This window comes from Pseudomonas frederiksbergensis, from assembly GCF_035751725.1.
GTDB lineage: Bacteria > Pseudomonadota > Gammaproteobacteria > Pseudomonadales > Pseudomonadaceae > Aquipseudomonas > Aquipseudomonas frederiksbergensis_A.
Genome location: NZ_CP142104.1, coordinates 4,035,893 through 4,058,957, shown reverse-complemented (window position 1 = coordinate 4,058,957; position 23,065 = coordinate 4,035,893). Strand labels below are relative to the sequence as shown.

The window sequence follows — 23,065 nt, the reverse complement described above, 5'->3', positions numbered from 1 at the left end:
GTGTTGGGGGAGATCGCCCCCGGCTACGCACTGCTGAGCGAACAGCATAGTAAACACTGGATTAATTTGCCTTGGCGATCTCCGTTTCCAGGGCCTGCTCCAGTTCGGCCATGGCCCGGCACAGCGCGTGCGTGCCTTCATCGATGCGCTCCGGTGAAGCACCTTGCTGGCAGGCCTGTTCCAGTGCCTCGCACAATTGGATCAGCGAGTTCGCCTGCACGATGCGGGCGACACCTTTTATCTTGTGGGCTGCCTCGGTGATCGCCTGTCGGTTTGCCCCTCGGGCGACATCGAGCAGTTCTTGGCGGTCGGCACGGTTGCTCCTGAGCAGTTCAGCCAGCAAGCGCTGGATGGACACAGAGTCGCCACCCGTCAGCATGTGCAGGCTCTGGACGTTGAAAGCGGGGGGGCGGTTGTTGGGCTTGATGGCGCTCATCCATTGATTCAGGGCGTTCAGGCTGATCGGTTTGAACAGGCAGTCGTCCATCCCGGCATCCTTGCAGCGTTGTTTTTCTTCGGGTTGTGCATTGGCCGTGAATCCCAGGATGGTGCAGGGCGATCGTTGTTGCTCGGCCTCGTGCCGACGGATCGCCCCGGCGAGTTCGTAGCCGCTCATGACCGGCATGTTGCAGTCGGCGATGACCAGGTCGAAGTTCCCTTCCTGCCAGGCCTTGAAGCCTTGTTCGCCGTCATGGCTGACATGGTGATGATGACCGAGATAATCCAGTTGCTGCGACATCAGCAAGCGATTGGCCGGATGATCGTCCACGACCAGGACATTCAGTGGGCACGCGGCTGTTTCAACGACAGGCGCGACGGGAGCGCGAACCTTTGCGTCAGGCAGGATGGCCAAGGGCAGGCAAACCTGGACCTGGGTCCCGGCGCCCGGTTGACTGTTCATGTGAATTTCACCGCCCATGACCTGGCACAAGTGGCGGCTGATCACCAGGCCCAGCCCGGCACCCTTGCGGGCCATCCGGTTACTGTTGTCGACCTGGGCAAACGGCTCGAACAAGCGTTGCAGGTCGGCGGGGCTGATACCGATGCCGCTGTCGCGGATGTCCAATTGCATTCGAAGGGTGTCTTCCCCGATCGTGCGGGACAGTTTCACGCTGACACTCACTTCGCCTCGCTCGGTGAACTTCAGGGCGTTGCTGATCAGGTTCGAAATTACCTGTTTGAATCGCAGCGGGTCCATCAACACGTCCGGGTTGCCCTCGGCGGGTTCGAATCGCAACGACAGTGCCAGGTTTTTCTGCCGGGCCAGTCCTTCGAAAACCCGCATCACCGATTGCACCAGGGCCTTGAGGTCGACCCGTTCGGGCGCAAGCCCCAAGTGGCCGGATTCGATACGGGCGATGTCGAGGATATCGCCGATCAGGTCGAGCATGCCGGAGGCCGACTCGTATGCGACCTCTATTGCCGCGCGGTCCATCTGGCCTTTGTCGGCATGCTTGAGGGCCAGCTCGAGCATGCCGATCACGGCGTTCATCGGCGTGCGGATTTCATGGCTCATGGTCGCAAGGAAGGTGCTCTTGGCCCGATTGGCGTTCTCGGCCTGCTCTTTGGCGGCCCGCAGTTCTTCGACAAGCTGCCTTCGTTCGCTGATATCGATCCAGCCGCCGATGATGCCCTGCACCTGCGCCGCCGAATTGCGGTAGGGAAGGATCCAGTGGTAGATCGTCAGTTTCCTGTTACCGATGTGCAGCGGCCGATCAACGATCATGGGCGAGCCTTCAGCCATGACGCGCTGATAATCCGCCTGGTACTCCTGTGCTTCGAACGCGTTGCTCATCGAGCCGGGCATGACGTTCTTTCCGACGACGTCTTCGCGTTTCACGTCGAACGTTTCAAGGTAGCTGTCGTTGCAGCTTTGCAGGAATCCGTTGCGATCTCTCACATAGATGGGGTGGGGCGTGCCGTTGAGCAGGGCATGCATGAACTCCAATTGGTCATTGAGGGCCAGTTCCGCCTGCTGGCGTTGCCTGATCTGTCGTTGCATGTAGGCGTTCCATGCCAGCGAGAGCAGGAGCAACAGGCCCGCGCCGGCGGCAACTTGCAGGAACAAGCGGTTATAGGTGCGCCAGGCCATCTCCGATGCCGGGATGAAGCCCCGCCAATGGTTGTTGATAATCCCCAGTTCGTCCGGGTCGATGCTCGACAAGGCCTTGTCGAGAATGGAATTGAGCTCCGTGGCGTCTTTTGCGGCGGCTAATGAGAACATCGCCTGACGTGTGCCGACGGTACTGCTGATTTGCAGTGTGTCGCGCAATGCATGGGACGTCATGAAGTAACTGGCCATGACCAGCGAAGTCACGCTCCCATCCGCCTGCCCCTGGGCGACCAACTGGACTGCATTCAACGAGTCGGTGGTTTCGATTATCTGCAGGCTTGGATATTGGGTGCGTAGCCAATCGATGACGGGGTTGCTTTTGGCCACCGCCAGGCGCTTGCCAGCGAATTGGTCCAGCGTCGTGGGGGCGTCGGACTGTTTGCGTATCAACAGGACGAAAGAGCTGTCCAGGTAGGGGCGACTGAATTTGAGCACGTCCTGCCGCTCGCGGCTGGGCAGGAGCGCGGCAATGACGTCGGCCTGGTCGTTGAGGACCGCGGCGATCATGTCGTTGTCCGTCCGATGGCGTTGGATATCCAGGCGCAGGCCGGTACGCAGCCTGACCAGTTCAAGCAAGTCGGCGCTGATCCCACGAAAGTCGCCGTCAGGATCGAAAAAAGTAAAGGGGGCAAACGTTTCGTTCACCGCCACCCGTACCGTGGGGTGCTCAGCCAGCCAGCGTTGTTCGCGCTCGGTCAGTTGTATCTTGTAATTGGTGAGGTAAAGATCGCTACCCGCACTCCAACGCTTGGCAATCGCTGCTTGTTCGGCAATGGGAATCTGGTTCAGCGTGGCGTTGACGATGTCCAGCAATCGGGTGTTGTCCTGCCGCAGCGCGAAGCCGAATCCGTGCGACTCGTGCTTTGCGAAGCTGGCCATGCGGATGTTGCTCAGGTAACCCTTGCTGATCATGTAATGGGTGGAAATGGTGTCGCCGAGGAAGACATCGGACTGCCCGAATGCGACCGCATTGATGGCGTTCTGGTAGGAGGGGTACGCGGTAATCAGTGCCTTGGGGTAGAGCTTTTCGATCTCGTGCAGCGGCAGGTAGTGATAAACCATGCTGAGCCGCAGCCCTTCGAGATCGTCGGTCAGGGGGCGGTTTTCGTTCGTGCGGGTAACCAGGACCGGTTGATCGACGGCGTAGGGCGTTGACAGGACGACACCCCTGGTTCGGGCTTCGAAGCCGTTGGCACTGCCGAGCAGGTCGATTTGTCCAGTCTTGAGCGCGTCGAGGGCCGCCTCACGGGAAGTGAACCGCAGGACTTTCATCGGCAGGCCGGTCGCCTTGGCGATGAGGCCCGCGTAGTCGGCGGTCATGCCTTCATAGTCGCGCCCGCTGGTGGAAAGATCGAAGGGCGGATAGTCAGGTGCAGAGGTGCCCAGGATCAGTTCCCGACGACCGTTCAGCCAGGTGCGATGGGCATCATCGAGCCGGACCTCGATGGAGTCTGAAGTCGAGCGACTCAGCAACGTATAACGTTCGGGCACACTCGCCGCCGCCACGAGGATTCCCGCGTATAACCATGCGCTTAATAATAAAAGGCATCTGCTTATGCGATTGAACATCCGGTTTTTTCTCACACCAAGGCGTTTCGCTTTGCCATTTCAATCAGGTCTACCAAAGACTTGACTTTAAGTTTCTGCATGAGTCGTTTTTTATAAGTGCTGACAGTTTTATTGCTCAGAAACATGCCTTTGGCTATTTCCTTGTTGGTACGTCCCTGGGCAAAGAGTTGCAATACCATCAGTTCACGGTCATTGACGCTTTTGAAAAGATCCAGCTCGATACTGCGAGGATCGTCTTGGGAAACCGGTGTAAGTGCCTGGCTCGGGAAGTAGTTGTACCCGGACAACACCGCTTTGATTGCGCTGACAAGTTCGCTGAGGTCCTCTTGTTTGCAAACGTAGCCGGAAGCACCGGATTGCATGCAGCGGATACCGAACAGCGTCGGGGATTGCGCAGTCAGTACCAAGGTCTTGAGCGGAGTGGTCATGGCATTGAAGCGCGAAAGGATTTCCAGCCCGTCGAGTTTTGGAATGCTGATGTCCAGGATCACCAGGTCCGGCATGCATTCACGCACCATTTGCATCGCATCGACGCCGTTGTCAGTTTCCCCTACGACTTTATAGCCTTCATGCTCCAACAGCATTCGAACGGCGAGGCGGATGACCGGATGATCGTCGACAATGAAAACGGAGTTCATGAATAAAGTCCCCTACAAGCTTAAATAAAGCGCGCACCTTAGCCCAGTTAAGGTCAGGTCGTACGAGGAGACAGGCGGACATGGCGAATTTCAGAACTTTCCTACAAAAAAAGAGGCGAGGTACCACGACGTATTTCGGCTTTAGGTAGGCGGAGGGGTAAGAAATGTATGTTTTAGTGTTTAGTACTGTAAGTATTTTCGTTATTGCGTAATAAACAGGAAAAGTAATTTCCGACCACGCGCCAGCGCTTTCCACGCGGTTGGAGCGTTTAACCGCAAGTTCGCGTGAGCATCAATAGAGGGATGCCCCCTATCGCACGCGGGGGCGGTGACGTGGCCGGTCATTTCATTGACGCGTACGACCGGTCATTTCCTGGGCCATTTCGCTGGCATAGCTGTCGGTCATGCCGGCGATAAAGTCGATCATCCGCAGGAAGGCACTGTGGAGCGAGCCTTCAGGATCGGGTGCGTTATTGCCCAGCAAGTCGAGGATCCGGCGATTCTTGAACGACGGCGTACGTCCACCGTGTTGTTCAAGGGCTGCGCCGCAGAAGCCGTTGAGCAGGATCTCCAGCGTGGTGTAGGCGCCGATTTCGTTCAGGGTCTTGCGTTTATCCTGGAATATCTTCTTGCGTGCCATGTCCTTGGCGTTCAACACGCAGCGCTTGGCCGGACCGTGCATGTGTTCCACCAGGTCACCGTGTAGCGTGCCCGCGAGCAACGCCTCCTGCTGCTCGACGAATGCCCGGGCGGCCGCGTTGGTGAGGTGTTCGATGGCCTTGCCCCGCAGGATGGCCAGTTTTCGCCGTCGCGAATCCTGTGGCCCGAGTTGACGGTAGGTCTCTGGCAGATCGTCACCGACCAGGTCCAGGAGCAGCGATTCCACCTGGGGATACTCCAGCAGGTCCATCTCCACGCCATCCTCCAGGTCGATGAGGGCGTAGCAGATGTCATCGGCGGCTTCCATCAGGTAGACCAGCGGATGTCTCGCCCATCGCTGGTCCTCGATTTGCGGAAGGCCGAGTTTATGGGCGATTTGTTCCAGTAAGGGCAATTCGCTCTGATAACAGCCGAACTTGTGCTTCTTGTAGCCCAGGGAATCGGCGTGGCGAGCGGTCCAAGGGTATTTCAGGTAGGTGCCGAGGGTGGCGTAGGTCAGCCGGGTGCCGCCGTCGAACTGATGGTATTCGAGCTGTGTTAGAACCCGGAATCCTTGGGCATTGCCTTCGAAGTTCAGAAAGTCGTTGCGCTCGGCCTCGCTCATCGCGTCAAGCCAGCCGCGTCCCGCCGCCTGTTGGAACCAGTAGCGGATGGCATCCTCCCCCGAGTGGCCGAACGGCGGGTTACCGATGTCGTGGGCCAGGCAGGCCGATTGCACCACCATGCCCAGGTCACTGGGTTCGCACCAGTCGGGCAGGGCGCTGCGTATGGTTTCTCCTACGCGCATACCCAGGGAGCGGCCAACGCAACTGACCTCCAGCGAGTGGGTCAGGCGCGTGTGGATATGGTCGTTGCTGGAAACCGGATGCACCTGCGTCTTGCGCCCGAGGCGGCGGAAGGCACCGGAAAAGATGATGCGGTCATGATCCTTGTGGAACGGACTGCGGCCCAGTTCTTCCGGACTGTGCAGCGGTTTTCCCAGGCGTTCGCGAGTCAGCAGGGTGTGCCAATCCAAGGCCGATTGCTCCGTTTGATGAGTCGAAGCCTTAGCTTCCCGGTTCGAGCGATGTCCTGCAAGGCCTGTGGGGCTCGATCAGTGTGCCCAGGTGTTGCGTTGACAATCGAATCGGGCCCTTCGATGGAAAGGCCCGGTCAATGGCACTCAAGGTTTGCGTGCACTCTTGGCAAGCTTGATCAGCGGAATCACCGCCGTTGCCAGCCGGATCAGGCGCGACAAGCCACCGGAGCGGCCGCTGCGGGTTCGCTTGCCACCGAGGAAGCCGAGCAGGCTCACAGCCGCGACGCCCCAAAGCGAGGCGTGCTTGAGGCCGAACCCTTCATGCCAGCTTTGCGTGAACCCGCGTACCCGTTGCAAAGGGTGCAGCAATTGGCGTGTTTCCTGGCGGATTTCCTGGCGATGCATTTCCATGCGCAGACGCACCAGCGCCTTGCGCATTTCCTGCCGCGTACGGGCTTGAGGAACATTAGGGCGGCTCATGGCAACAGGCGCTCCCGGTCGTTGGCCAGTTCTTCGAGGGTGGCGTGGAACGGCGAGGACTCATCATAAATCGCTGCCTTGAGTCGAAGCCCGCAGAACAGCGCCGCCAGCAGATAGAACAGACACAGGCCGATAATTCCCGCCAGGCGGTAGGTATCCCATACCAGTATCAGCACCAGCGCCGACAGTCCAACCAGCAGCAGCAAGCCGAAAACCAGCGCCAAGCCGGCGAATAACAACAGGCTGACGGTGCGAGCCTTCTGCTCCTGCAGCTCAATGCCGAACAACTCGACGTGACTGTGCAGCAACCCAAGGAATGCCGCGCCCAGGCGACGCGCTGTCGGTTTTGCACCCGTTTCGGGCGATCCGGATTCGTCGATACCCATGATCAGCGCCGTGTCGCCAGCAGTCCGATCAAGAAGCCCACGCCCGCCGCGATGCCGACCGATTGCCAGGGATTGGCCTGCACGTATTCCTCAGTGGCGATCACGGCCGCCTGGCCGCGCTCGCGCACCGAATCTTCCGTCAGCTTGAGGGTTTCGCGGGCGCGCAGCAGGGTTTCGTGGATCTGGCTGCGCAATTCGTCCGCTTGGTCGCCGGCCAGCGTCGCGGTGTGGTCGAGCAATCGTTCGGTGTCTCTGACCAGCGTCTGAAAATCTTCCATCAGGGTTTCTTGAGCAGTCTTTGCCTGGGTTCTGGCCATGGGGGTGGATCTCCGTAAGTGACGTCTGAAGCGTTCGAGTATGAGCCCAGCCGGAAGGTTCAGTACAACTGGCTGGTACAACTTTTGCTCGGGTCTCTGCCATGTACTGGTGCGTTGGCCCGTGACAGTGCGCTGAAGCTGGGCGAAAGCCCGAAAACCTTAACCCAAATAATCAAAACCCGCGAAGCACCTCCAAGCGGGGCGCCATGTTGCCGGCTTTCATGCACCAAAGCGGTTCGTCTGCCCGACAATGGTCGGAAGATCGTTTCAACTTGGTGCAATGGCAACTGGAATGAACCGTCACGGTGCTCTTTTCCACTTCATCAGGTCTGCCAATACCATGGAAAATCTGCAAAGCGCTGTGGACAGTCTCGTCCATAGCTCCAATACGCTGTTCATCCTGCTCGGCGCGGTCATGGTCCTGGCCATGCATGCCGGGTTTGCGTTTCTGGAAGTAGGCACTGTCCGGCAGAAAAACCAGGTTAACGCCCTGTCGAAAATCCTCAGTGATTTTGCGGTCTCGACGCTGGCGTATTTCTTCATCGGCTATTGGATTTCCTATGGCGTGACCTTCCTGCAACCGGCGGCCGTTCTCAGCGCTGACCATGGCTACAGTTTGGTGAAGTTTTTCTTCTTGCTGACGTTCGCCGCCGCGATTCCGGCCATTATCTCTGGCGGTATAGCCGAGCGTGCCAGGTTTGTCCCGCAGCTATGCGCCACCGTGCTGATCGTCGCGTTCATCTATCCATTTTTCGAAGGTCTGGTCTGGAACGGCAATTTTGGCCTGCAGGCTTGGCTGCAAGCACGCTTCGGCGCCGGTTTCCATGATTTTGCCGGCTCCGTGGTGGTGCATGCCATGGGCGGCTGGCTGGCGCTGGCCGCGGTACTCCTGCTCGGACCGCGAAACGGGCGTTACCGGGACGGTCGGCTGGTGGCCTTCGCGCCGTCGAGCATTCCATTCCTGGCGCTGGGTTCCTGGATCCTTATTGTAGGTTGGTTCGGCTTCAACGTGATGAGCGCCCAGACCTTGCCCGGCGTGAGCGGGTTGGTGGCGGTCAACTCATTGATGGCGATGGTCGGCGGGACCGTGACGGCATTGATTGTCGGGCGCAACGACCCCGGTTTCCTGCATAACGGCCCGTTGGCGGGACTGGTCGCGGTCTGCGCCGGCTCCGATCTGATGCATCCGGTTGGCGCCCTGGCGACCGGCGCGATTGCCGGCGGTTTGTTTGTCTGGTGTTTCACCGCGGCCCAGGGCAAGTGGAAAATCGACGATGTGCTTGGTGTCTGGCCCCTGCATGGATTGTGCGGCGTCTGGGGCGGTATCGCCTGCGGAATTTTTGGCCAGGCCGCCCTGGGTGGCTTGGGTGGGGTGAGCCTTGCGAGCCAACTGGTCGGCACTGTCCTCGGCGTGGTGATCGCCCTGCTGGGCGGATTCGCGGTCTACGGTGTGATCAAGGTTTTGCTGGGCTTGCGGCTGACTCAGGAAGAAGAGTACTACGGTGCCGACCTGTCGATTCACAAGATCGGCGCGGTCAACCAGGACTGAGCCATCACTACGGCTCCTTGTCCTGATTGCCGGGATAGAACCCATGCAGCAAGCCATAGCGCTCGTGACGGACTTGATCCACATGGTGCCGTACCCGCTGTTCGGGCAGTCCCAGCATGATCAGCGCGTGGGAGGCCAGCATCAGGCTCGACTCCAGCAGTTCCGGAACCACCTCGGTGGCTCCGGCGGCCTGCAACTCAGCCAGTTGGCTGTCGTCCCGGGTACGCACCAGGATGGGCACTTGCGCGTTGACCCGCCGGGCTTCCTTGAGCACGCTCATCGCAATGTCCGTCTTGTCCACCGCGATGACCAGTAGCCTTGCGCGACCCAGGCCTACGGCTTCCAGCAGATCCGCGCGGCGAGAGTCTCCGTAATGCACGCATCGTTCGCCGACGGACGCTTCACGGATGATGACCGGATCATCATCCAGGGCCACGAACGCCAGGCCCTCCCGGCGCAGAAAGCGTCCGATCGACTGTCCCACGCGCCCGTACCCGCAAATCACCACGTGACTCGACAAGCCCGCATTGAGCGCGCTGATCTGGTCCAGCTGCGCCTCTTCGTTGGGTTTGCGGTGCAGCCGCGCGGCCAGGCCCGGTGCAGCGCGCAACAGCAGCGGCGTCAACAGCATCGAGCAAAAAGTGGCGGCCAAGAGCAGGCCGCCGATGTCGCCTGGCATGAGTCGGTTCTGCTGCATCAGCGCCATCAGCGCGAAACAGAATTCACCGCCTTGGGCCAGGGCGAGGCCGCTGCGCCAGGCGGTTTCGCCGTCGCTGCCGCGCCATTTCACCAGGACGGCGACTACGCAGCCCTTGATGAGCATCAACCCGAGTGTCAGCCCGAGGATCAACAGCCCATCGTCGACGAACAGTTGCAGGTCGATCAGCATGCCGATGCTGACAAAGAAAAGCCCCAGCAGGATGTCGCGGAAGGGGCGTATATCGGCCTCGATCTGATGCCGGTAATGGCTTTCCCCAAGCAGCATGCCGGCGAGGAACGCGCCCAGGGCGGGGGAAAGGCCAAGTAGGTGCGTAAGCCACGCCGTGAGCAAAACGATCACCAGGGCCAGCAGTACGAACAGTTCTGCCGACCGCGACGCTGCCACCTCATGGAACAGCCGCGGCAGCAACAAACGGCTGGCCAGCAACAGGCCGCCAAACAGCACCAAGGTCTTGCCCAGCGTCAATGGCAATGCCCAATACCAAGGCTGTTCACTGCTGCCGGCAAACACCGGCACCAGGGTCAGGAGCAACACCGCGACTACATCCTGGAACAGCAACACACCGATGGCATTCTGGCCGTGGCTGGTGAAGATTTCCCCCAGGCTGGTCAGCTCTTTGCTGACGATGGCCGTGGAAGACAAGGCTAGCCCGGCGCCAAGCAGCACCGCCGCCGCCATCGGGACATCAATGCTCGCCAGCAGCACCGCCAACAAAACTCCTGAACCCAATACCTGAAGGCTGCCAAGGCCAAACACTACGCGACGCAGTTCCAACATCTTCGATAACGAGAATTCCAGGCCCAACGAGAACAACAGGAAAACCACGCCAAGCTCGGCCAGGTCCGGCAGCTCTTCGCTGTCGTTGACCCAATCCAGCGCGGTGGGCCCGACGGCCAATCCGACACACAGGTAGCCGAGTACCGGCGGCAGGCGCAGGCGCCTGAACAGGGCAATGACCACCAGGGACGAGGCAAGGATGATCAGCAGGTTGGCGTACAAGAGGCACTCCGTTTCAAGGTTCCGAGGTCCAGCGTAGAACAGAAGAAAAAAATGAGCATCACTGGAAAGTCATGTTGGCTCAATGATTTGCGTCAGCGTTTTACCAAGGCATTCTGCGACATGGTACGCGGCTCGACGGTTGCGTGGGGCGGGCCTAGAATGACGGTCTGTCTTTTTTGGGTACCTGCCATGACACCTGAATGCCAGCTTTTCGGCACCCTGGGTTGCCATCTGTGTGAAGTTGCCGAGGGGGAGCTGATGCCCTTCGTCGAACATGGACTGTTGGTGGAGCTGGTGGATATTGCCGAAAACCAGGCCTTGTTCGAAGCCTATGGCCTGCGCATTCCCGTGTTGCGCAGGATCGATTCGGGCGCGGAATTGAACTGGCCCTTCGATTCAGATCAGGTTGCCGCGTTTCTACGTTGATACCTTCCATCGGTTGGGTCGGTATTGCGCGATTGGCGAAAAGACGATCTTCGGTTACTGTATGCCCATACAGCTATCTGGAGTGCATGCCTTGGTCAATGTCGAACAACTGAAAAACAGCGTGAACCGGATGCCCGTGGAGGTTGTGCACGAGGCTGTGCTGGAGTTGCGTCTGGACGGGCTGGTCACCGAAGGCAAGACCCCCTTCAACAAGCTGCACTTCAATACCTGCTTTGCCGAGATAGAAGCGCTGTTCCAGCGCGCCGGCTACCACAAGCAGCTGGATGTGGTGGGGTATCAGGGGATTTTGTATGCGCTGTACGATCCCGGGCGCTGGGAGGCGGTCGAAGTGCTGCGCTGGTTGAAGGAATTCACCGAAGCCGCGGCGCGACCGACGCCGATCACCGCCTGAGTCAATCATCGCTGGGCTGGTCCGCGTGACTGTCGGATAATGCCGAACCCGCAACAGGCTCAAGGGTTATCAATGTCCGATTCATCGTTTTGTGCAGCTCGGCATCAGGCCAGCACGCTGTATTTGCCGCCCGGTGCCTGGCAGACGGTGTTGGATTGTCTCTGCGAGCATTTCAGTGCAATCAGCCGCGAGCAGTGGCAGGACCGCATCGCCCGTGGCCGGGTACTGGACGCAGAGGGCAAGGCCATTCCAGCCGACCTGCCTTACCGTGAGGGCCTGCGCATTCATTACTTTCGGGAAGTGCCCGACGAAAAGCCGATTCCGGTGGTGGAGTCGATTCTCCATGTCGACGAGCATCTGATCGTGGCGGACAAGCCGCATTTCCTGCCCGTCACCCCTGCGGGCGAGTATGTTGAGCAAACGTTGTTGCGGCGGTTGATTCGTCGCCTGGACAATCCTCACCTGGTGCCCTTGCACCGAATCGATCGGCATACGGCAGGGCTGGTGTTGTTTTCAGCCAACCCGGACACCCGCTCGCGTTTTCAATCCTTGTTTCCGACGCGACGGATTGAAAAGTACTACCAGGCCATCGCTCCCGCGTTGCCTGGGGTGACCTTTCCCCGCGTGCACAAAAGCCGGATGGTCGATGGGGAGCCATTCTTCCGGATGAAGGAAGGGGTGGGTGAGCCCAACACCGAAACGGCCATGGAAGTGCTTGAAAGGAACGGGGACCTGTGGCGCTACGGCTTGTACCCAGTCACGGGTAAAAAGCATCAGCTACGGGTTCACATGAACGCCTTGGGCGCGGCTATCTGTAATGATCCGTTCTATCCGGATGTGGTGCGGGACGCCGAGGACGATTATGCCAATCCGCTCAAGCTGCTGGCCCAGGGTGTGCGTTTCGTCGATCCGCTTACGGGGCAGGAGCGGTTTTTTGAAAGTAGGATTTCGTTGGGGTGGTAGCCGCCATTTCGAGCAGGCAACAAAAAGCCCGCAATAAGTATTGCGGGCTTTTCTTTATCTGGCGGTGACGCTGGGGATTACAGGTCTTTAACGGTACGAACCTGATCCTTGTTCACGCGGGTCTGCTTGCCATCCAGCTGTTCAAATTCATAGAAGCCGCTGTCTTCATCATAGTGCGGCGTGTCGACGGCCTGGATTTCGCGACCGTCATTCAAGGTAATCACTGTTGGCGATGCGCACCCGGCAAGAGTGGCGAGGCCCAGCGCGAGCATGAAAGTAGCGAGGGTCCGTTGAGTCATGGTGTTTCTCCAAAAGGGATTCTTCAAGTTACTGACCTTCAGACGTATACATCGCGCGCAAGTTCCTGGCTAGTGTCAATCTGACACGCCTTTGTGTTGAACAAGCAGTTCCGGCGTATTCAGATTGGCCAGCCGGGGATCATCGGGCGGACATTGCAGTGCGACCGCGTGCAGCGCGCGCATGATGCGGCCGGGGCTGCGTTCGCCTTCGCTCCACGCCTGTTCGAAAGCCCCGGCCAAGGCGCTTGGGATGACGCATAGCAGCGGTTCCCAATGTTCGCCATGACGCACCATCAGCGGCTTGTCGGGGTTTCGGCTTGCTGTTTCGCGCATGCTTTGGAGCAGGCTCGTGTCGATTTGCGGCACGTCGCATGGCAAGACCAACAGGTACGGATGGCGTGCCGCCCTCAGGCCCGCCCGGATGCCCGCCAGCGGGCCGGGAAAATCGCTCTCTTCGTCATGAACCAGTTGGTCGGCATACATGGCGTAACGTTCCCGGTTGCGGTTGCAGGAGATGATCAAGTCATCGCTCAGGGCTCGGGTCTTGCGGTGCAGATGAGCAATCAGCGGTCGGCCTTGCCACTCCAGCAGACCTTTATCCTGGCCGCCCATGCGTTGTCCTCGCCCCCCCGCCAGGAGCAGGATGGAACAGGATGGCAGGGGATCGATCATGATCATGGCGTGTCTCCGCACGGACGAAAAGAACGGGGGCTGTGATATAACACCAGGCTGTTTCCCCTACAACTGGACGAGCCTATGAAACCCAAGGCTGATGTACCTTTCGTACCGCTCAATATCGCGGTGCTGACTGTCAGCGACACCCGTACCCTGGAAACCGACACGTCGGGGCAGGTCTTCGTCGACCGGCTTTCGGCAGCTGGGCACAACCTCGCTGCGCGGGTATTGCTCAAAGATGATCTGTACAAGATCCGCGCGCAAGTCGCCGCCTGGATCGCCGACGAGGTGGTGCAGGTGGTGCTGATCACTGGAGGCACCGGCTTTACCGGCCGCGACAGTACGCCCGAGGCCGTTGCGTGCCTGTTGGACAAACAGGTCGATGGTTTTGGTGAGTTGTTCCGGCAGATATCCGTAGCCGACATTGGCACCTCCACTGTGCAGTCCCGGGCTCTGGCGGGACTGGCCAACGGGACGTTGGTGTGCTGCCTGCCGGGCTCGACCAATGCAGTGCGCACCGGATGGGACGGCATCCTGGCCGAGCAGCTTGATGCGCGGCACCGGCCATGTAACTTCGTAGCCCATTTGAAACAGGCGGCTCCTTGTGAATCCCGTGGGTAAACCGGGCAAGGCCGGCGCCTTGATGGCCGTCGAGGTCGCGTTGGAGCGCTTGCTTGAGCGTGCGGCAGCTTCGCCTATTGTCCAGCGCGAGCGGGTGTCCTTGGCACAAGCGCAGGGTCGGGTGCTTGCCGAAGACCTCGTGGCGACGCTCGACTTGCCCCCGTGGCCCAACAGCGCGATGGACGGCTACGCCTTGCGCCTGGCCGACTCGCGCGGCGAGGCGCTTGCGGTCAGCCAGCGGATCTTCGCGGGGCAGGCCCCGGAACCTTTGGCAGCGGGAACCTGCGCGCGGATCTTTACCGGCGCGCCGATTCCGGTCGGCGCCGATTGCGTCGAGATGCAGGAAAATGTCGTCGTTGAAGATGATGGGCGGGTAAGGTTCACCCAGCCCCTGGCGATTGGACAAAATATTCGCCCCCAAGGACAGGAAACGACTGTCGGGGAGCAGGTGCTCTGCGCGGGCACCCGCTTGGGTCCGATCGAACTGGGGCTGGCGGCATCCCTGGGCTGTGCATCGCTGGCGGTCGTGCGAAAAGTGCGCGTGGCGGTCTTGTCCACAGGCGATGAACTTGTGGAGCCTGGCCAGCCCCTGGGGGCGGGCCAGATCTACAATAGCAATCGCGTGTTGCTCTGTGGCTGGCTGCAACGCCTGGGGTGCGAGGTCGTCGATGCGGGAATCCTGCCCGATGACCTGCCTGCCACGCGCCATTGCCTGGCCCAGTTGTCGGACGTCGACCTGATCCTGTCTACGGGTGGTGTGTCGGTAGGTGAAGCCGACTTCCTGGGGGTCGCGCTTCGTGAAGAGGGTGAGCTGACACTCTGGAAACTCGCTATCAAGCCAGGAAAGCCCCTGACGTTCGGGCATTTTCGTGGTGTGCCGGTAATAGGCCTGCCAGGAAACCCCGCTTCGACGCTGGTGACTTTCGCTCTGTTGGCGCGGCCTTATTTATTGCGACGCCAAGGCGTTCATTCAGTGGCACCGCTCACGTTCAAGGTGCCAGCCGGTTTTGCCTGGCCGAAGGCGGGCAGTCGGCGGGAATACTTGCGAGGCCGCATCGAGAACGGCCGGGCCATTATCTACCGCAACCAGAGTTCGGGAGTCCTGCGCAGCGCGGCTTGGGCCGATGGACTGGTCGAAGTCCTCGAAGGGCGGACACTGGTCGAGGGCGATGAAGTGGGCTTCATCCCTTTGAGTGAAGTGCTGGGTTAAACCTGATCGCAACTCATCGGTTACGGCCCGAGTTGGAGTCGGGCCTTCGCGGTGTTCCCTTATCGCGACAGCAGCGTCACCAACTGATCGAAACGGCTGTTGGCGACCCAGCCCAGCAGGCCGACCACTACCGCCGCCGCGCCAGCCAGATAGGCTAGCCGGTGGCGAACCGCTTTTACGTCGGTACGGATTTCATCCATGTCCCTGCGGATGTATTTGAGGTGGGTTTCCAGTTCAACGACACGCGGTTCCAAATCAATTCCTCCAGCGGGTTTATTGCAACTTTTACCTTCGTTTTTTTTGTCGGTTCGCTCGCTCGCGTACGGTCCGAACTGGGGCGGCACCTTGCGTTCATGGCTACGCATAGGACGCTCCTTCCCTGTTGCCATGATTTATCAAGCGATTCAACGGGCCTCTGGGGGCCATTACATATCCATCCATGGGTGACTCTTCCTTGTTTAAATGATCGTTTGCCAGTTCAAAGCGACAGAAACCAAGGTGTCTCAATACGGCCAGGGGGTCAATTGAGCTGATTCGCCACGCCTCGTAAGAAAATTCCTTGAATAAATAAATACCCTGGGGAGGCCCGTCCGGGCCCAGTAGGATTGGCTGGTCGAGACCGTGTCTTTTATTTGAATGGGGCCCTGGCTTTTTCCAGTGAATGTGCGGTCCCATTTCCTGAACCATCCTTCCAATGACGGAGACGACGATGAGCAAAGGCAAGGCGCTATTGATCCTGCATGGCAAGCAAGCGCTCAACGAAGAGGTTCGCGCCGCAGTGATGCTCAAGCGCAAGCACGGGTGGGACCTGGCGGTTCGATTGACCTGGGAAGCCGGTGATGCCCGGCGGTGCGTCGAGGAAGCAATGGCCGCCGGATATACACGGTTGATTGCCGGTGGCGGCGATGGGACCTTGCGAGATATTGCCGAGGCCATTGTCCAGCAGTCTGGCGATGCCAGCCTGGTGTTGCTGCCACTGGGCACCGCCAACGATTTTTCCCGGGCGGCCGGTGTCCCGCTGGAGCCGGAGCAGGCCCTGGATCTGCTGGATGTCGAGCCCAGGGCGGTCGATGTGGGGGAGGTGGGCGGGAGGATTTTCCTTAACATGGCGACGGGTGGCTTTGGTAGCCAGGTGACGGCGAACACGTCCGAAGACCTGAAAAAAGTGCTCGGCGGCGCCGCCTATCTGTTTACCGGTCTTTCTCGATTCAGCGAGCTGAGCGCAGCCTATGGCGAACTGCAAGGGCCTGGTTTCCACTGGCGCGGTGATCTGTTGGCATTGGGCATAGGCAATGGCCGGCAGGCCGGTGGGGGCCATATGCTGTGCCCTGAGGCGTTGGCGGACGATGGACTACTCGACATCAGCATCCTGCCGGCGCCCCAAGAGGTTGTCAGCACGCTGAAGGATCTGCTGGCCGGCGGCCTGGGAATTGACAACATGTTCGTGCGGGCACGCTTGCCCTGGGTGGAAATCAAGGTAGCCCAAGGGCTGGATATCAATCTGGATGGCGAGCCCCTACAGGTCGACAAGCTGCGTTTTACCTTGCGGCCCAAGGCTCTGCGGGTGCATTTGCCGGCGGATTCGCCGCTGTTGGGATCGCCCGGACTGCTCAATCGTCCAGGCTGATAATCTGCTCACGCACTGCAAACAACACCAGGCCTGCCACATCATGGATCTGCAGGCGCTTCATGATCTGGGCGCGATGGGTCTCTACCGTCTTGATGCTCAGGCTGAGGCCGTTGGCAATTTCCCGCGTGGACTTGCCGCGCACGATCAGCCGCAGGATTTCCAGCTGGCGCGCCGTCAAGTTGTGGGTCTGGGCAGGATTGGGCTGCTGTTTCTGGGTCCGGGTCAGCGCCTGGTTGATCACGGTATGGGCGATGGCCGGGCTCAGGTAGCGCTCGTTGTTGCGTAGCGCTTCCAGGGCGTGCTCCAGTTCGGTGGGGGTGGCGTCCTTGAGCAGATACCCATGGGCGCCGGATTCCAGTGCCTGCATGATCACCTCTGGATCGGTGTGCATGGACAGGATCAACACTTTGCTGTGGGGGCGGACCTGCTTGAGTTGTTGCAAGGCTTGCAGGCCGCTGGTGTCTTTCATGGAAATATCCAGCAGCACGATATCGGGGTTGAGTCGCTCCACCAGCCCCAACAATTGTGCGCCGTCGTTGGCTTCGCCGACCACGGCGTAGCCAGGCAGGTCGAGGACCAGGGCGCGTACACCGGCCCTGATCAGCGAATGGTCATCTACCAAAAGCAAATTACAAGTCAATGGAGAACCTTATTCTTGCTGGCCCGTTCCAGGGTGCGAGGCGCCCACGGAAAACGAGCTTCGATATGCGTGCCTTTGCCGGTCTCGCTGGTTACCTTGAGCGTGCCGCCCAGTTGTTCGACTCGCTCCGACATGCCGGCCATGCCGCGTTGCCCTTCACGAGCGGGATGGGGAGCGGGGACAAACCCCTGGCCGTCATCACTGATCAGCAATGTCAGCCCTTCGGGCAGTCGTTGCAGGCGCACCAGCAGGTTCTTTGCCTGGGCGTGGCGCAGGATGTTGGTGACCGCTTCCTGGGTAATCCGAAAAGCCGCTACGGTCATTTCTTCCGGTATACCGGTCATGCGCTGCTGGCAATCCAGGCTCCAGTTGACCGGCGTATTTGCCAGGGTCTTGAGCAGATGGGCGCGTAGGCTGGCTTCGAGTCCCAGGCTGGTCAGTTGTCTTGGATTGAGGATCGCCGACACGTCGCGCACTTTGTTCAGCGTTTCGTCGAGCGTCTCGCTGAGAACCGAGCACTGGCTCCGCAGCTCTTCCGGCATGCGGCGCTTGAGCCATTCGCTTTGCAGCTTTGCCGCTGTCAATAATTGACCGATATCGTCGTGCAATTCCCGGCTGAGCCGATGACGCTCATTTTCCTGAACCTCAAGCAGCCGGTCAGCGAGTTCCTGCGGCTGGAACTTGATGGACTTTCGTGACAACCGGTAGTGGATCCAGACACAGGCAAGGGCCGCAACATTCAACGCCAGCAAGCTCAACGGCACCGTGAGGGCCGACAAGTAAGCCAGCAGGCAACCGAGGGTCGAGCAGATGCACAGGAACAGTGTGAACCGGCGGGCGTTTTCTCGGGAGGGTGGCCAGGAAATGAATGACTTGAAGCTGGCGTACATAGCGGATGGAGCCAATGGATGTTCGCTGCGGGCAAGCCGGTCAGCGCATCTGACGGGCCGGGTCGGGTAAACGTTTCAGGTCGGGGACGGCTTCAGTTGGCGGCGGCTGGTTGAAGCGACTGACGCGAGACATAGTACCACTTCAAATATCGTTGGTCGCGCTCGGCTTGGCGACCGGAAAGCTCGAGGAACCAGGCACAGGGACGCGGGGTGCTACAAGCACGCTCATGCTTGTTTCTGGACGAAGGGCACCAATGCCAGCGGGCGCGGTGGTTGCAACGCCTGGCAGGGGTTCTGGCCCACCTGGAAGGCGAAGGCTTCGATGAGTGAGGTCTGTTCGCTGCTGTCCAAGCCCAGTTTGCCGGTGGTGTGGTCGACCAGCTCCAATTGCCAGGCCATGAGCGTGAAGCAATCCTTCAGCGCGCCCAGTGCCTGTTCGTGCAGTTCCATGTCTTGCGCATGGCTGAGCAAGCCGTGGATGTGCAACGAGAACTCCGAAACGGCCTCCAGCGCCAGCGCATCGGCCTTGTTCGCCAGCTTCAACAGCGTACTGAGCATGCAATCAATGGCGTCTTTGTCATTGCTGATCAATTGCAGGTGGCTCAGGCACTCTTCCGACTTGGCCAAGAGGGTCTCGGCTTCGATCAGGAACTCAGGAAGGCGCTGGCTCCAATTCTTGCGATCGTTCGGCATGCTTATCTCCACAACATCATGTCAGGCGAAAAGTAACTCGCGCGTGGCGAACGGTTGGATCTCATGGCTGTTGACGAACGAAGACGCCCGGCGAGCCCATGCCGTTCGGCAAAGGCCTGCTGATCGCGAACGATTGCACGGGCGGGATCGGCCGGAAGGCTTGAGGTCCGATGTCCTGCAGTGGCGCACAAAAGCCTGACTCCGTTCAGCAATGAGAATGGCGTCACATTAATGGCTATTGGATAGCGGGAATATCAGGTTGGACCTGATTGTGCCTAGGGGAATCCCTTAGGCAGGGGAACTTTGTGCGCAGAATGGAGTCGCGCAGCGAAATAATAACGGGGGAAAACGGAACGCCAGTAAAGCATGATGTTAATGTGACATCAATCCCCCGCGACGGTATTTCATATCGGGGTCAAGAACCGGCTCTGGCAGCCGATAGAGCCTTTATAAGATTCATCCGAACAAGCCCAGGAGTCATCGATGGCCGGCATTCTCGACACAGTAGATCAACGAACCCAACTGGTGGGTGAGAATCGCCTGGAAATTCTCATGTTCCGCCTGGCAGGACGGCAATTGTTCGCCATTAACGTGTTCAAGGTCCAGGAAGTGTTGCAACTGCCGAAGCTGACCTTGATGCCCCAGCGCCATCCATTCGTCTGCGGCGTGGTCAACCTGCGGGGCCAGACGTTGCCGGTCATCGATCTGTCCCAGGCCATCGGCATGCGTCCGCTGGTGCCAGGGCCGAACAGCACCATCATCGTCACGGAGTACAACCGCTCGGTCCAGGCGTTCCTGGTGGGCGGCGTCGATCGCATCGTCAACATGAACTGGGAAGCGATCCTGCCGCCCCCGACCAGCGCCGGTCGCGAGCATTACCTGACGGCCATCAGCAAAGTGGACGACCAGTTGGTGGAAATCATCGACGTGGAAAAAGTCCTGGCGGAGATCGTTCCGTACAACGCCAAGGTTTCCCGGGACAAACTCGAGGATCCGGTGCTGGAGCGCGCCCGTGGCCGCGAGGTCTTGCTGGTGGACGACTCCAATGTCGCGCTTTCTCAGTTGCGCGACACCCTGGGCCAGTTGGGCGTGAAGATGCACATCGCCAGCGACGGCTTGAAGGCGCTGAACATGCTCAAGGCCTGGGCTGATTCCGGCGAGGTGATGACCGACAAGCTGCTGATGATCTTCACCGACGCGGAAATGCCCGAAATGGACGGTTATCGCCTGACCACCGAAATCCGCAACGACCCACGCCTGCGTGGGCTCTACGTGGTATTGCATACCTCGTTGTCCGGAAGCTTCAACGACTCGATGGTCAAGAAGGTCGGCTGTGACAATTTCCTCTCCAAGTTCCAGCCGGACAAGCTCGTCGATGTGGTGCGCCAGCGGTTGATGCTCGACTGAGGCCAATCGAGGTTTGCTTCGTCGACCGGCTCGTATAAGGTTGCGTTTTTTCGCCTCCCAGGGAAGTCGACCATGTTGCGGCTGAGCGCGCTGTACCGTTATCCATTGAAGTCCGGCAAGGGCCAGCCATTGCAAGGGATTGGCCTGGACAAGCTCGGGCTCGACGGTGATCGGCGCTGGATGCTGGTGGACGAGGCCAGCGGCCGGTTCCTGACCCAGCGGGCCGTGGCGAAGATGAGCCAGCTCTCGGCGCTGTGGAACGAGGCGGGTGGCCTGACGCTCAGCGCGCCGGGCCATGGCGCCATCGAAGTGCCGCTGCCGCCTTTCCTCGAAGAACAACGGCGGGGCGTGATTATCTGGCGTGACACGCTGCGCGTACCGGATGCCGGTGACGAGGCGGCGGCATGGGTCAGCGCATTTATCGGCAGTCCTACCCGGCTGGTCCACGTGCCGGTGGAATTGGCCCGCACGACGGCCGCCGGTTATGGCAAGGACGATGACAAGGTTGCCTTCGCCGACGGTTTCCCCTTGCTGTTGATTGGCCAGGCTTCATTGCAGGATCTGTCTGGCAGGGTCGGTCGCCCGCTGGAAATGCTGCGCTTTCGTCCGAACCTGGTGGTCGAGGGCAGCGAGGCGTTCGCGGAGGATGGTTGGAAGCGGATTCGCATCGGCGATGTGGAGTTCCGGGTGGTCAAGCCGTGCTCGCGCTGCATCATGACCACGATCGATCCGCAGACCGGTGAGCGCGATCCGCAGCGCGAGCCTTTCGCAACGCTGCAGCAGTATCGGTCTACTCCGGACGGCGCGATGTTCGGCCAGAACCTGGTGAACGACGGTCATGGCAGCCTCGAAGTAGGCATGCCGGTAGAAGTGCTGGAATAAAAAATGCCCGTGTCGTTGGACACGGGCATTTTTGTTTATCACCAATCGCTTTTGCGCGAGGGGAGTAAACCTCCCCGCTACCGCTCGACTCAGCCGCGATATTCGCACAGGTAAGCCGTGTCGACCGCGACCTTGAGCTGGAACTTGCTGTTGGCCGGGACATTGAACTGGCTGCCGGCCGCGAAGGTTTCCCAGTCGGTGCTGTCAGGCAGTTTCACGGTCAGGGCGCCCGAAACGACATGCATGATCTCCCGCTGGGCGGTACCGAATTCGTATTCGCCCGGTGCCATGACGCCGATGGTCGCGGGGCCTTCGGCAGTGCCGAACGCGATCGACTTGACGGTGCCGTCGAAGTACTCGTTGACTTTGAACATGGGCGATTCCTCGAGAAAGGGCTGAAAAAGGCCGGCCAGTATGCACAAGGCCACACGGGCCGTCATCTGCTGCGCCGGCTCAGCCCGTCAGAACCAAGGGCAATAATCGTGCTGTATTGCGGGCGTCCTCCAGCGCGCGGTGCTGTTGCCCGCAAAATTGCAGCCCGGCCAGTTGCAGCGCGCCATTGAGCCCCAACGGCCGCTCCAACCGACGGGCCTTGGCAAAACGCTGCTTGAGATTCATGTGCGGCACGTGGCCGAGGACGCTGTGCAGTTGCTGTTGCTGCCATTCCTGAAGCAGTTGCTTGCGATCGTAATCACCCCAGCTGACCCAGCCTTCGAGCTTGGCGTGGTAGGGCGCGAGCCAATGCTCGAACGCCGGCCAGACCTCGGTCAGGGGGGCGGCACTGTCGATGTTGGCCTGGCTGATATGGGTCAGCGAGCGACAGAAAGAGGTGAGCAACGGTCGTCTCAGTGGCCGAACGAACCGCTGGAAATGATCAATTTCCCGGCCGTCTCGATTCACCAGGGTCGCGCCGATTTCGATAATTTCCATTTCGGTTACCGGCCAGCCACCTTCATCGGTGGTGGCCTCCAGATCAATCACCAGCCAGTGAGGCATTGCAGAGTTCCCGGTATCGGCGTGCTGATGGCTTTGAGCGTAGTCAAACCCGGCGCATCCGCCTAGTCCTGTCTTGACGCGCCGACCCACGGAGCCGAGCGCAGGTTCTTGCGCCCGAGCGCTTGCTTGGTTGCCCCGGCCAGCTTAAATTGCCGTGTCGCTGGCGTTTTGATAGTGGCCGCGCATTGATCGTTCGATTGAGGAGCAAAGTCGGTGGACGAGCAAAAAGCCCTGGACGTGATGCGTGAGCTGGTCGACGGCGGGCAGCTGACCGATCCGGACAGCGCTCGCGGCAAACTGCTCCAGGCCGCCGCCCACCTGTTTCGCCATAAAGGCTTCGAGCGCACCACGGTTCGCGATCTGGCGAGTGCCGTGGGCATTCAGTCGGGCAGCATTTTTCATCACTTCAAAAGCAAGGAGGAGATCCTGCGTGCGGTGATGGAAGAAACCGTCCGCTACAACACCGCGTTGATGCACGCGGCCTTGGCCGAGGGTTCAAGCGTTCGCGAACGGGTGCTGGCGTTGATCCGCTGCGAATTGCAATCGATCATGGGCGGAAACGGCGAGGCGATGGCGGTGCTGGTCTACGAGTGGCGCTCCTTGTCGGAGCAAGGGCAGCGGCAGGTGCTGGCCCTGCGTGATATCTACGAACGTGTGTGGCTTGAAGTCCTGGGAGAGGCCAAGGAGGCCGGGTATATTCGCGGAGACGTAGCCGTTACCCGGCGTTTCCTGACAGGCGCGTTGTCCTGGACCACCACGTGGTTTCGCGCCGAAGGCAGCCTGAGCCTTGATCAACTGGCTGAACAGGCATTGATTCTGGTACTGAAAGAAAAACAATAAGCGAGCGGCTGGCTAAGCGCCTCAAACCGCC

25 protein-coding genes are annotated in these 23,065 nt (G+C 59.8%); 10 read left to right on the top strand and 15 right to left on the bottom strand.

What is annotated here, in order from left to right:
- Positions 1 to 61 precede the first annotated feature (61 nt).
- The 6 genes from VQ575_RS17980 to VQ575_RS17955 all read right to left on the bottom strand — a co-directional run bounded on the left by VQ575_RS17980 (position 62) and on the right by VQ575_RS17955 (position 7,181).
- Entirely contained in the window at positions 62 to 3,682 is a 3,621-nt protein-coding gene (locus VQ575_RS17980; protein ID WP_325918132.1) for a transporter substrate-binding domain-containing protein, read from the bottom strand.
- A gap of 11 nt (positions 3,683 to 3,693) precedes the next feature.
- The gene (locus tag VQ575_RS17975; RefSeq protein WP_045155463.1) at positions 3,694 to 4,320 is read right to left on the bottom strand and encodes a response regulator transcription factor; all 627 of its coding nucleotides are present in this window, start codon (positions 4,318 to 4,320) and stop codon (positions 3,694 to 3,696) included.
- A gap of 346 nt (positions 4,321 to 4,666) precedes the next feature.
- Positions 4,667 to 5,995, bottom strand: a complete 1,329-nt coding sequence (locus VQ575_RS17970; RefSeq protein WP_039588976.1) for a deoxyguanosinetriphosphate triphosphohydrolase — start codon at positions 5,993 to 5,995, stop codon at positions 4,667 to 4,669.
- A 147-nt stretch (positions 5,996 to 6,142) separates the two neighbouring features.
- Positions 6,143 to 6,478: a hypothetical protein gene (locus VQ575_RS17965; RefSeq protein ID WP_039588978.1), complete on the bottom strand. Its 336-nt coding sequence runs from the start codon at positions 6,476 to 6,478 to the stop codon at positions 6,143 to 6,145.
- Entirely contained in the window at positions 6,475 to 6,864 is a 390-nt protein-coding gene (locus tag VQ575_RS17960) for a phage holin family protein (protein WP_039588979.1), read from the bottom strand. Before VQ575_RS17960 ends, VQ575_RS17965 begins: the two co-directional genes overlap by 4 nt.
- Before the next feature lie 2 nt (positions 6,865 to 6,866).
- Positions 6,867 to 7,181, bottom strand: coding sequence for an ElaB/YgaM/YqjD family protein (locus VQ575_RS17955; RefSeq protein WP_039588980.1), 315 nt, complete (start codon positions 7,179 to 7,181; stop codon positions 6,867 to 6,869).
- Between the two features lie 340 nt (positions 7,182 to 7,521).
- On the opposite strand from VQ575_RS17955, the gene VQ575_RS17950 reads away from it, so the two are divergent.
- Positions 7,522 to 8,730, top strand: a complete 1,209-nt coding sequence (locus VQ575_RS17950) for an ammonium transporter (protein ID WP_198725802.1) — start codon at positions 7,522 to 7,524, stop codon at positions 8,728 to 8,730.
- A 7-nt stretch (positions 8,731 to 8,737) separates the two neighbouring features.
- Here VQ575_RS17950 and VQ575_RS17945 read toward each other — a convergent pair whose 3' ends face one another.
- A complete protein-coding gene (locus tag VQ575_RS17945; protein WP_198725804.1) occupies positions 8,738 to 10,450 on the bottom strand; it encodes a cation:proton antiporter in 1,713 nt (570 codons plus the stop codon).
- Positions 10,451 to 10,639: 189 nt separating this feature from the next.
- Here VQ575_RS17945 and VQ575_RS17940 point away from each other — a divergent pair, with 189 nt between their 5' ends.
- The 3 genes from VQ575_RS17940 (at position 10,640) to VQ575_RS17930 (ending at position 12,251) form a co-directional block, all read left to right on the top strand.
- On the top strand, positions 10,640 to 10,876 hold the full coding sequence (locus tag VQ575_RS17940; RefSeq protein WP_325918131.1) for a glutaredoxin family protein: 237 nt from the start codon (positions 10,640 to 10,642) through the stop codon (positions 10,874 to 10,876).
- A 91-nt stretch (positions 10,877 to 10,967) separates the two neighbouring features.
- Entirely contained in the window at positions 10,968 to 11,288 is a 321-nt protein-coding gene (locus tag VQ575_RS17935) for a transcriptional regulator (protein WP_325919898.1), read from the top strand.
- 72 nt (positions 11,289 to 11,360) lie between these two features.
- Positions 11,361 to 12,251 (top strand): pseudouridine synthase, encoded by an 891-nt coding sequence (locus tag VQ575_RS17930; protein WP_325918130.1) that lies wholly within the window; start codon positions 11,361 to 11,363, stop codon positions 12,249 to 12,251.
- A 77-nt stretch (positions 12,252 to 12,328) separates the two neighbouring features.
- Here VQ575_RS17930 and VQ575_RS17925 read toward each other — a convergent pair whose 3' ends face one another.
- Both VQ575_RS17925 and mobA read right to left on the bottom strand, forming a co-directional pair.
- Positions 12,329 to 12,550, bottom strand: coding sequence for a YgdI/YgdR family lipoprotein (locus VQ575_RS17925; protein ID WP_039588986.1), 222 nt, complete (start codon positions 12,548 to 12,550; stop codon positions 12,329 to 12,331).
- A 75-nt stretch (positions 12,551 to 12,625) separates the two neighbouring features.
- The gene (gene mobA, locus VQ575_RS17920; RefSeq protein ID WP_039588987.1) at positions 12,626 to 13,228 is read right to left on the bottom strand and encodes a molybdenum cofactor guanylyltransferase MobA; all 603 of its coding nucleotides are present in this window, start codon (positions 13,226 to 13,228) and stop codon (positions 12,626 to 12,628) included.
- Between the two features lie 78 nt (positions 13,229 to 13,306).
- On the opposite strand from mobA, the gene moaB reads away from it, so the two are divergent.
- Positions 13,307 to 13,846 carry a molybdenum cofactor biosynthesis protein B gene (gene moaB / locus VQ575_RS17915; RefSeq protein ID WP_039588988.1) on the top strand — a complete coding sequence of 180 codons (540 nt, stop codon included), beginning with the start codon at positions 13,307 to 13,309 and terminating at the stop codon, positions 13,844 to 13,846.
- 22 nt (positions 13,847 to 13,868) lie between these two features.
- Entirely contained in the window at positions 13,869 to 15,056 is a 1,188-nt protein-coding gene (locus tag VQ575_RS17910; RefSeq protein WP_196304761.1) for a molybdopterin molybdotransferase MoeA, read from the top strand.
- Between the two features lie 59 nt (positions 15,057 to 15,115).
- Here VQ575_RS17910 and VQ575_RS17905 read toward each other — a convergent pair whose 3' ends face one another.
- Positions 15,116 to 15,421 carry a hypothetical protein gene (locus VQ575_RS17905; RefSeq protein ID WP_230633440.1) on the bottom strand — a complete coding sequence of 102 codons (306 nt, stop codon included), beginning with the start codon at positions 15,419 to 15,421 and terminating at the stop codon, positions 15,116 to 15,118.
- Positions 15,422 to 15,765: 344 nt separating this feature from the next.
- On the opposite strand from VQ575_RS17905, the gene yegS reads away from it, so the two are divergent.
- Positions 15,766 to 16,683: a lipid kinase YegS gene (gene yegS / locus VQ575_RS17900; RefSeq protein ID WP_039588990.1), complete on the top strand. Its 918-nt coding sequence runs from the start codon at positions 15,766 to 15,768 to the stop codon at positions 16,681 to 16,683.
- On the opposite strand, the gene VQ575_RS17895 is transcribed toward yegS, so the two are convergent.
- The 3 genes from VQ575_RS17895 to VQ575_RS17885 all read right to left on the bottom strand — a co-directional run bounded on the left by VQ575_RS17895 (position 16,667) and on the right by VQ575_RS17885 (position 18,909).
- Positions 16,667 to 17,326, bottom strand: coding sequence for a response regulator (locus tag VQ575_RS17895; protein WP_039588991.1), 660 nt, complete (start codon positions 17,324 to 17,326; stop codon positions 16,667 to 16,669). The two genes, yegS and VQ575_RS17895, sit on opposite strands and share 17 nt — an antisense overlap.
- Entirely contained in the window at positions 17,323 to 18,216 is an 894-nt protein-coding gene (locus VQ575_RS17890) for a sensor histidine kinase (RefSeq protein WP_039588992.1), read from the bottom strand. The genes VQ575_RS17895 and VQ575_RS17890 overlap by 4 nt, the downstream gene beginning before the upstream one ends.
- A 225-nt stretch (positions 18,217 to 18,441) precedes the next feature.
- Positions 18,442 to 18,909 carry a hypothetical protein gene (locus VQ575_RS17885; protein WP_039588993.1) on the bottom strand — a complete coding sequence of 156 codons (468 nt, stop codon included), beginning with the start codon at positions 18,907 to 18,909 and terminating at the stop codon, positions 18,442 to 18,444.
- 483 nt (positions 18,910 to 19,392) lie between these two features.
- Between VQ575_RS17885 and VQ575_RS17880 the strand changes: the two genes are divergently transcribed.
- Positions 19,393 to 20,316, top strand: a complete 924-nt coding sequence (locus VQ575_RS17880) for a chemotaxis protein CheV (protein WP_039588994.1) — start codon at positions 19,393 to 19,395, stop codon at positions 20,314 to 20,316.
- Positions 20,317 to 20,388: 72 nt separating this feature from the next.
- A complete protein-coding gene (locus VQ575_RS17875) occupies positions 20,389 to 21,198 on the top strand; it encodes an MOSC domain-containing protein (protein ID WP_039588995.1) in 810 nt (269 codons plus the stop codon).
- A gap of 89 nt (positions 21,199 to 21,287) precedes the next feature.
- On the opposite strand, the gene ppnP is transcribed toward VQ575_RS17875, so the two are convergent.
- Positions 21,288 to 21,572, bottom strand: a complete 285-nt coding sequence (ppnP, locus tag VQ575_RS17870) for a pyrimidine/purine nucleoside phosphorylase (RefSeq protein WP_003183665.1) — start codon at positions 21,570 to 21,572, stop codon at positions 21,288 to 21,290.
- Between the two features lie 79 nt (positions 21,573 to 21,651).
- Positions 21,652 to 22,194: a 3'-5' exonuclease gene (locus VQ575_RS17865; protein ID WP_045155476.1), complete on the bottom strand. Its 543-nt coding sequence runs from the start codon at positions 22,192 to 22,194 to the stop codon at positions 21,652 to 21,654.
- Between the two features lie 213 nt (positions 22,195 to 22,407).
- Between VQ575_RS17865 and VQ575_RS17860 the strand changes: the two genes are divergently transcribed.
- The gene (locus tag VQ575_RS17860; RefSeq protein ID WP_039588997.1) at positions 22,408 to 23,034 is read left to right on the top strand and encodes a TetR/AcrR family transcriptional regulator; all 627 of its coding nucleotides are present in this window, start codon (positions 22,408 to 22,410) and stop codon (positions 23,032 to 23,034) included.
- The last annotated feature ends 31 nt before the right edge of the window (positions 23,035 to 23,065 follow it).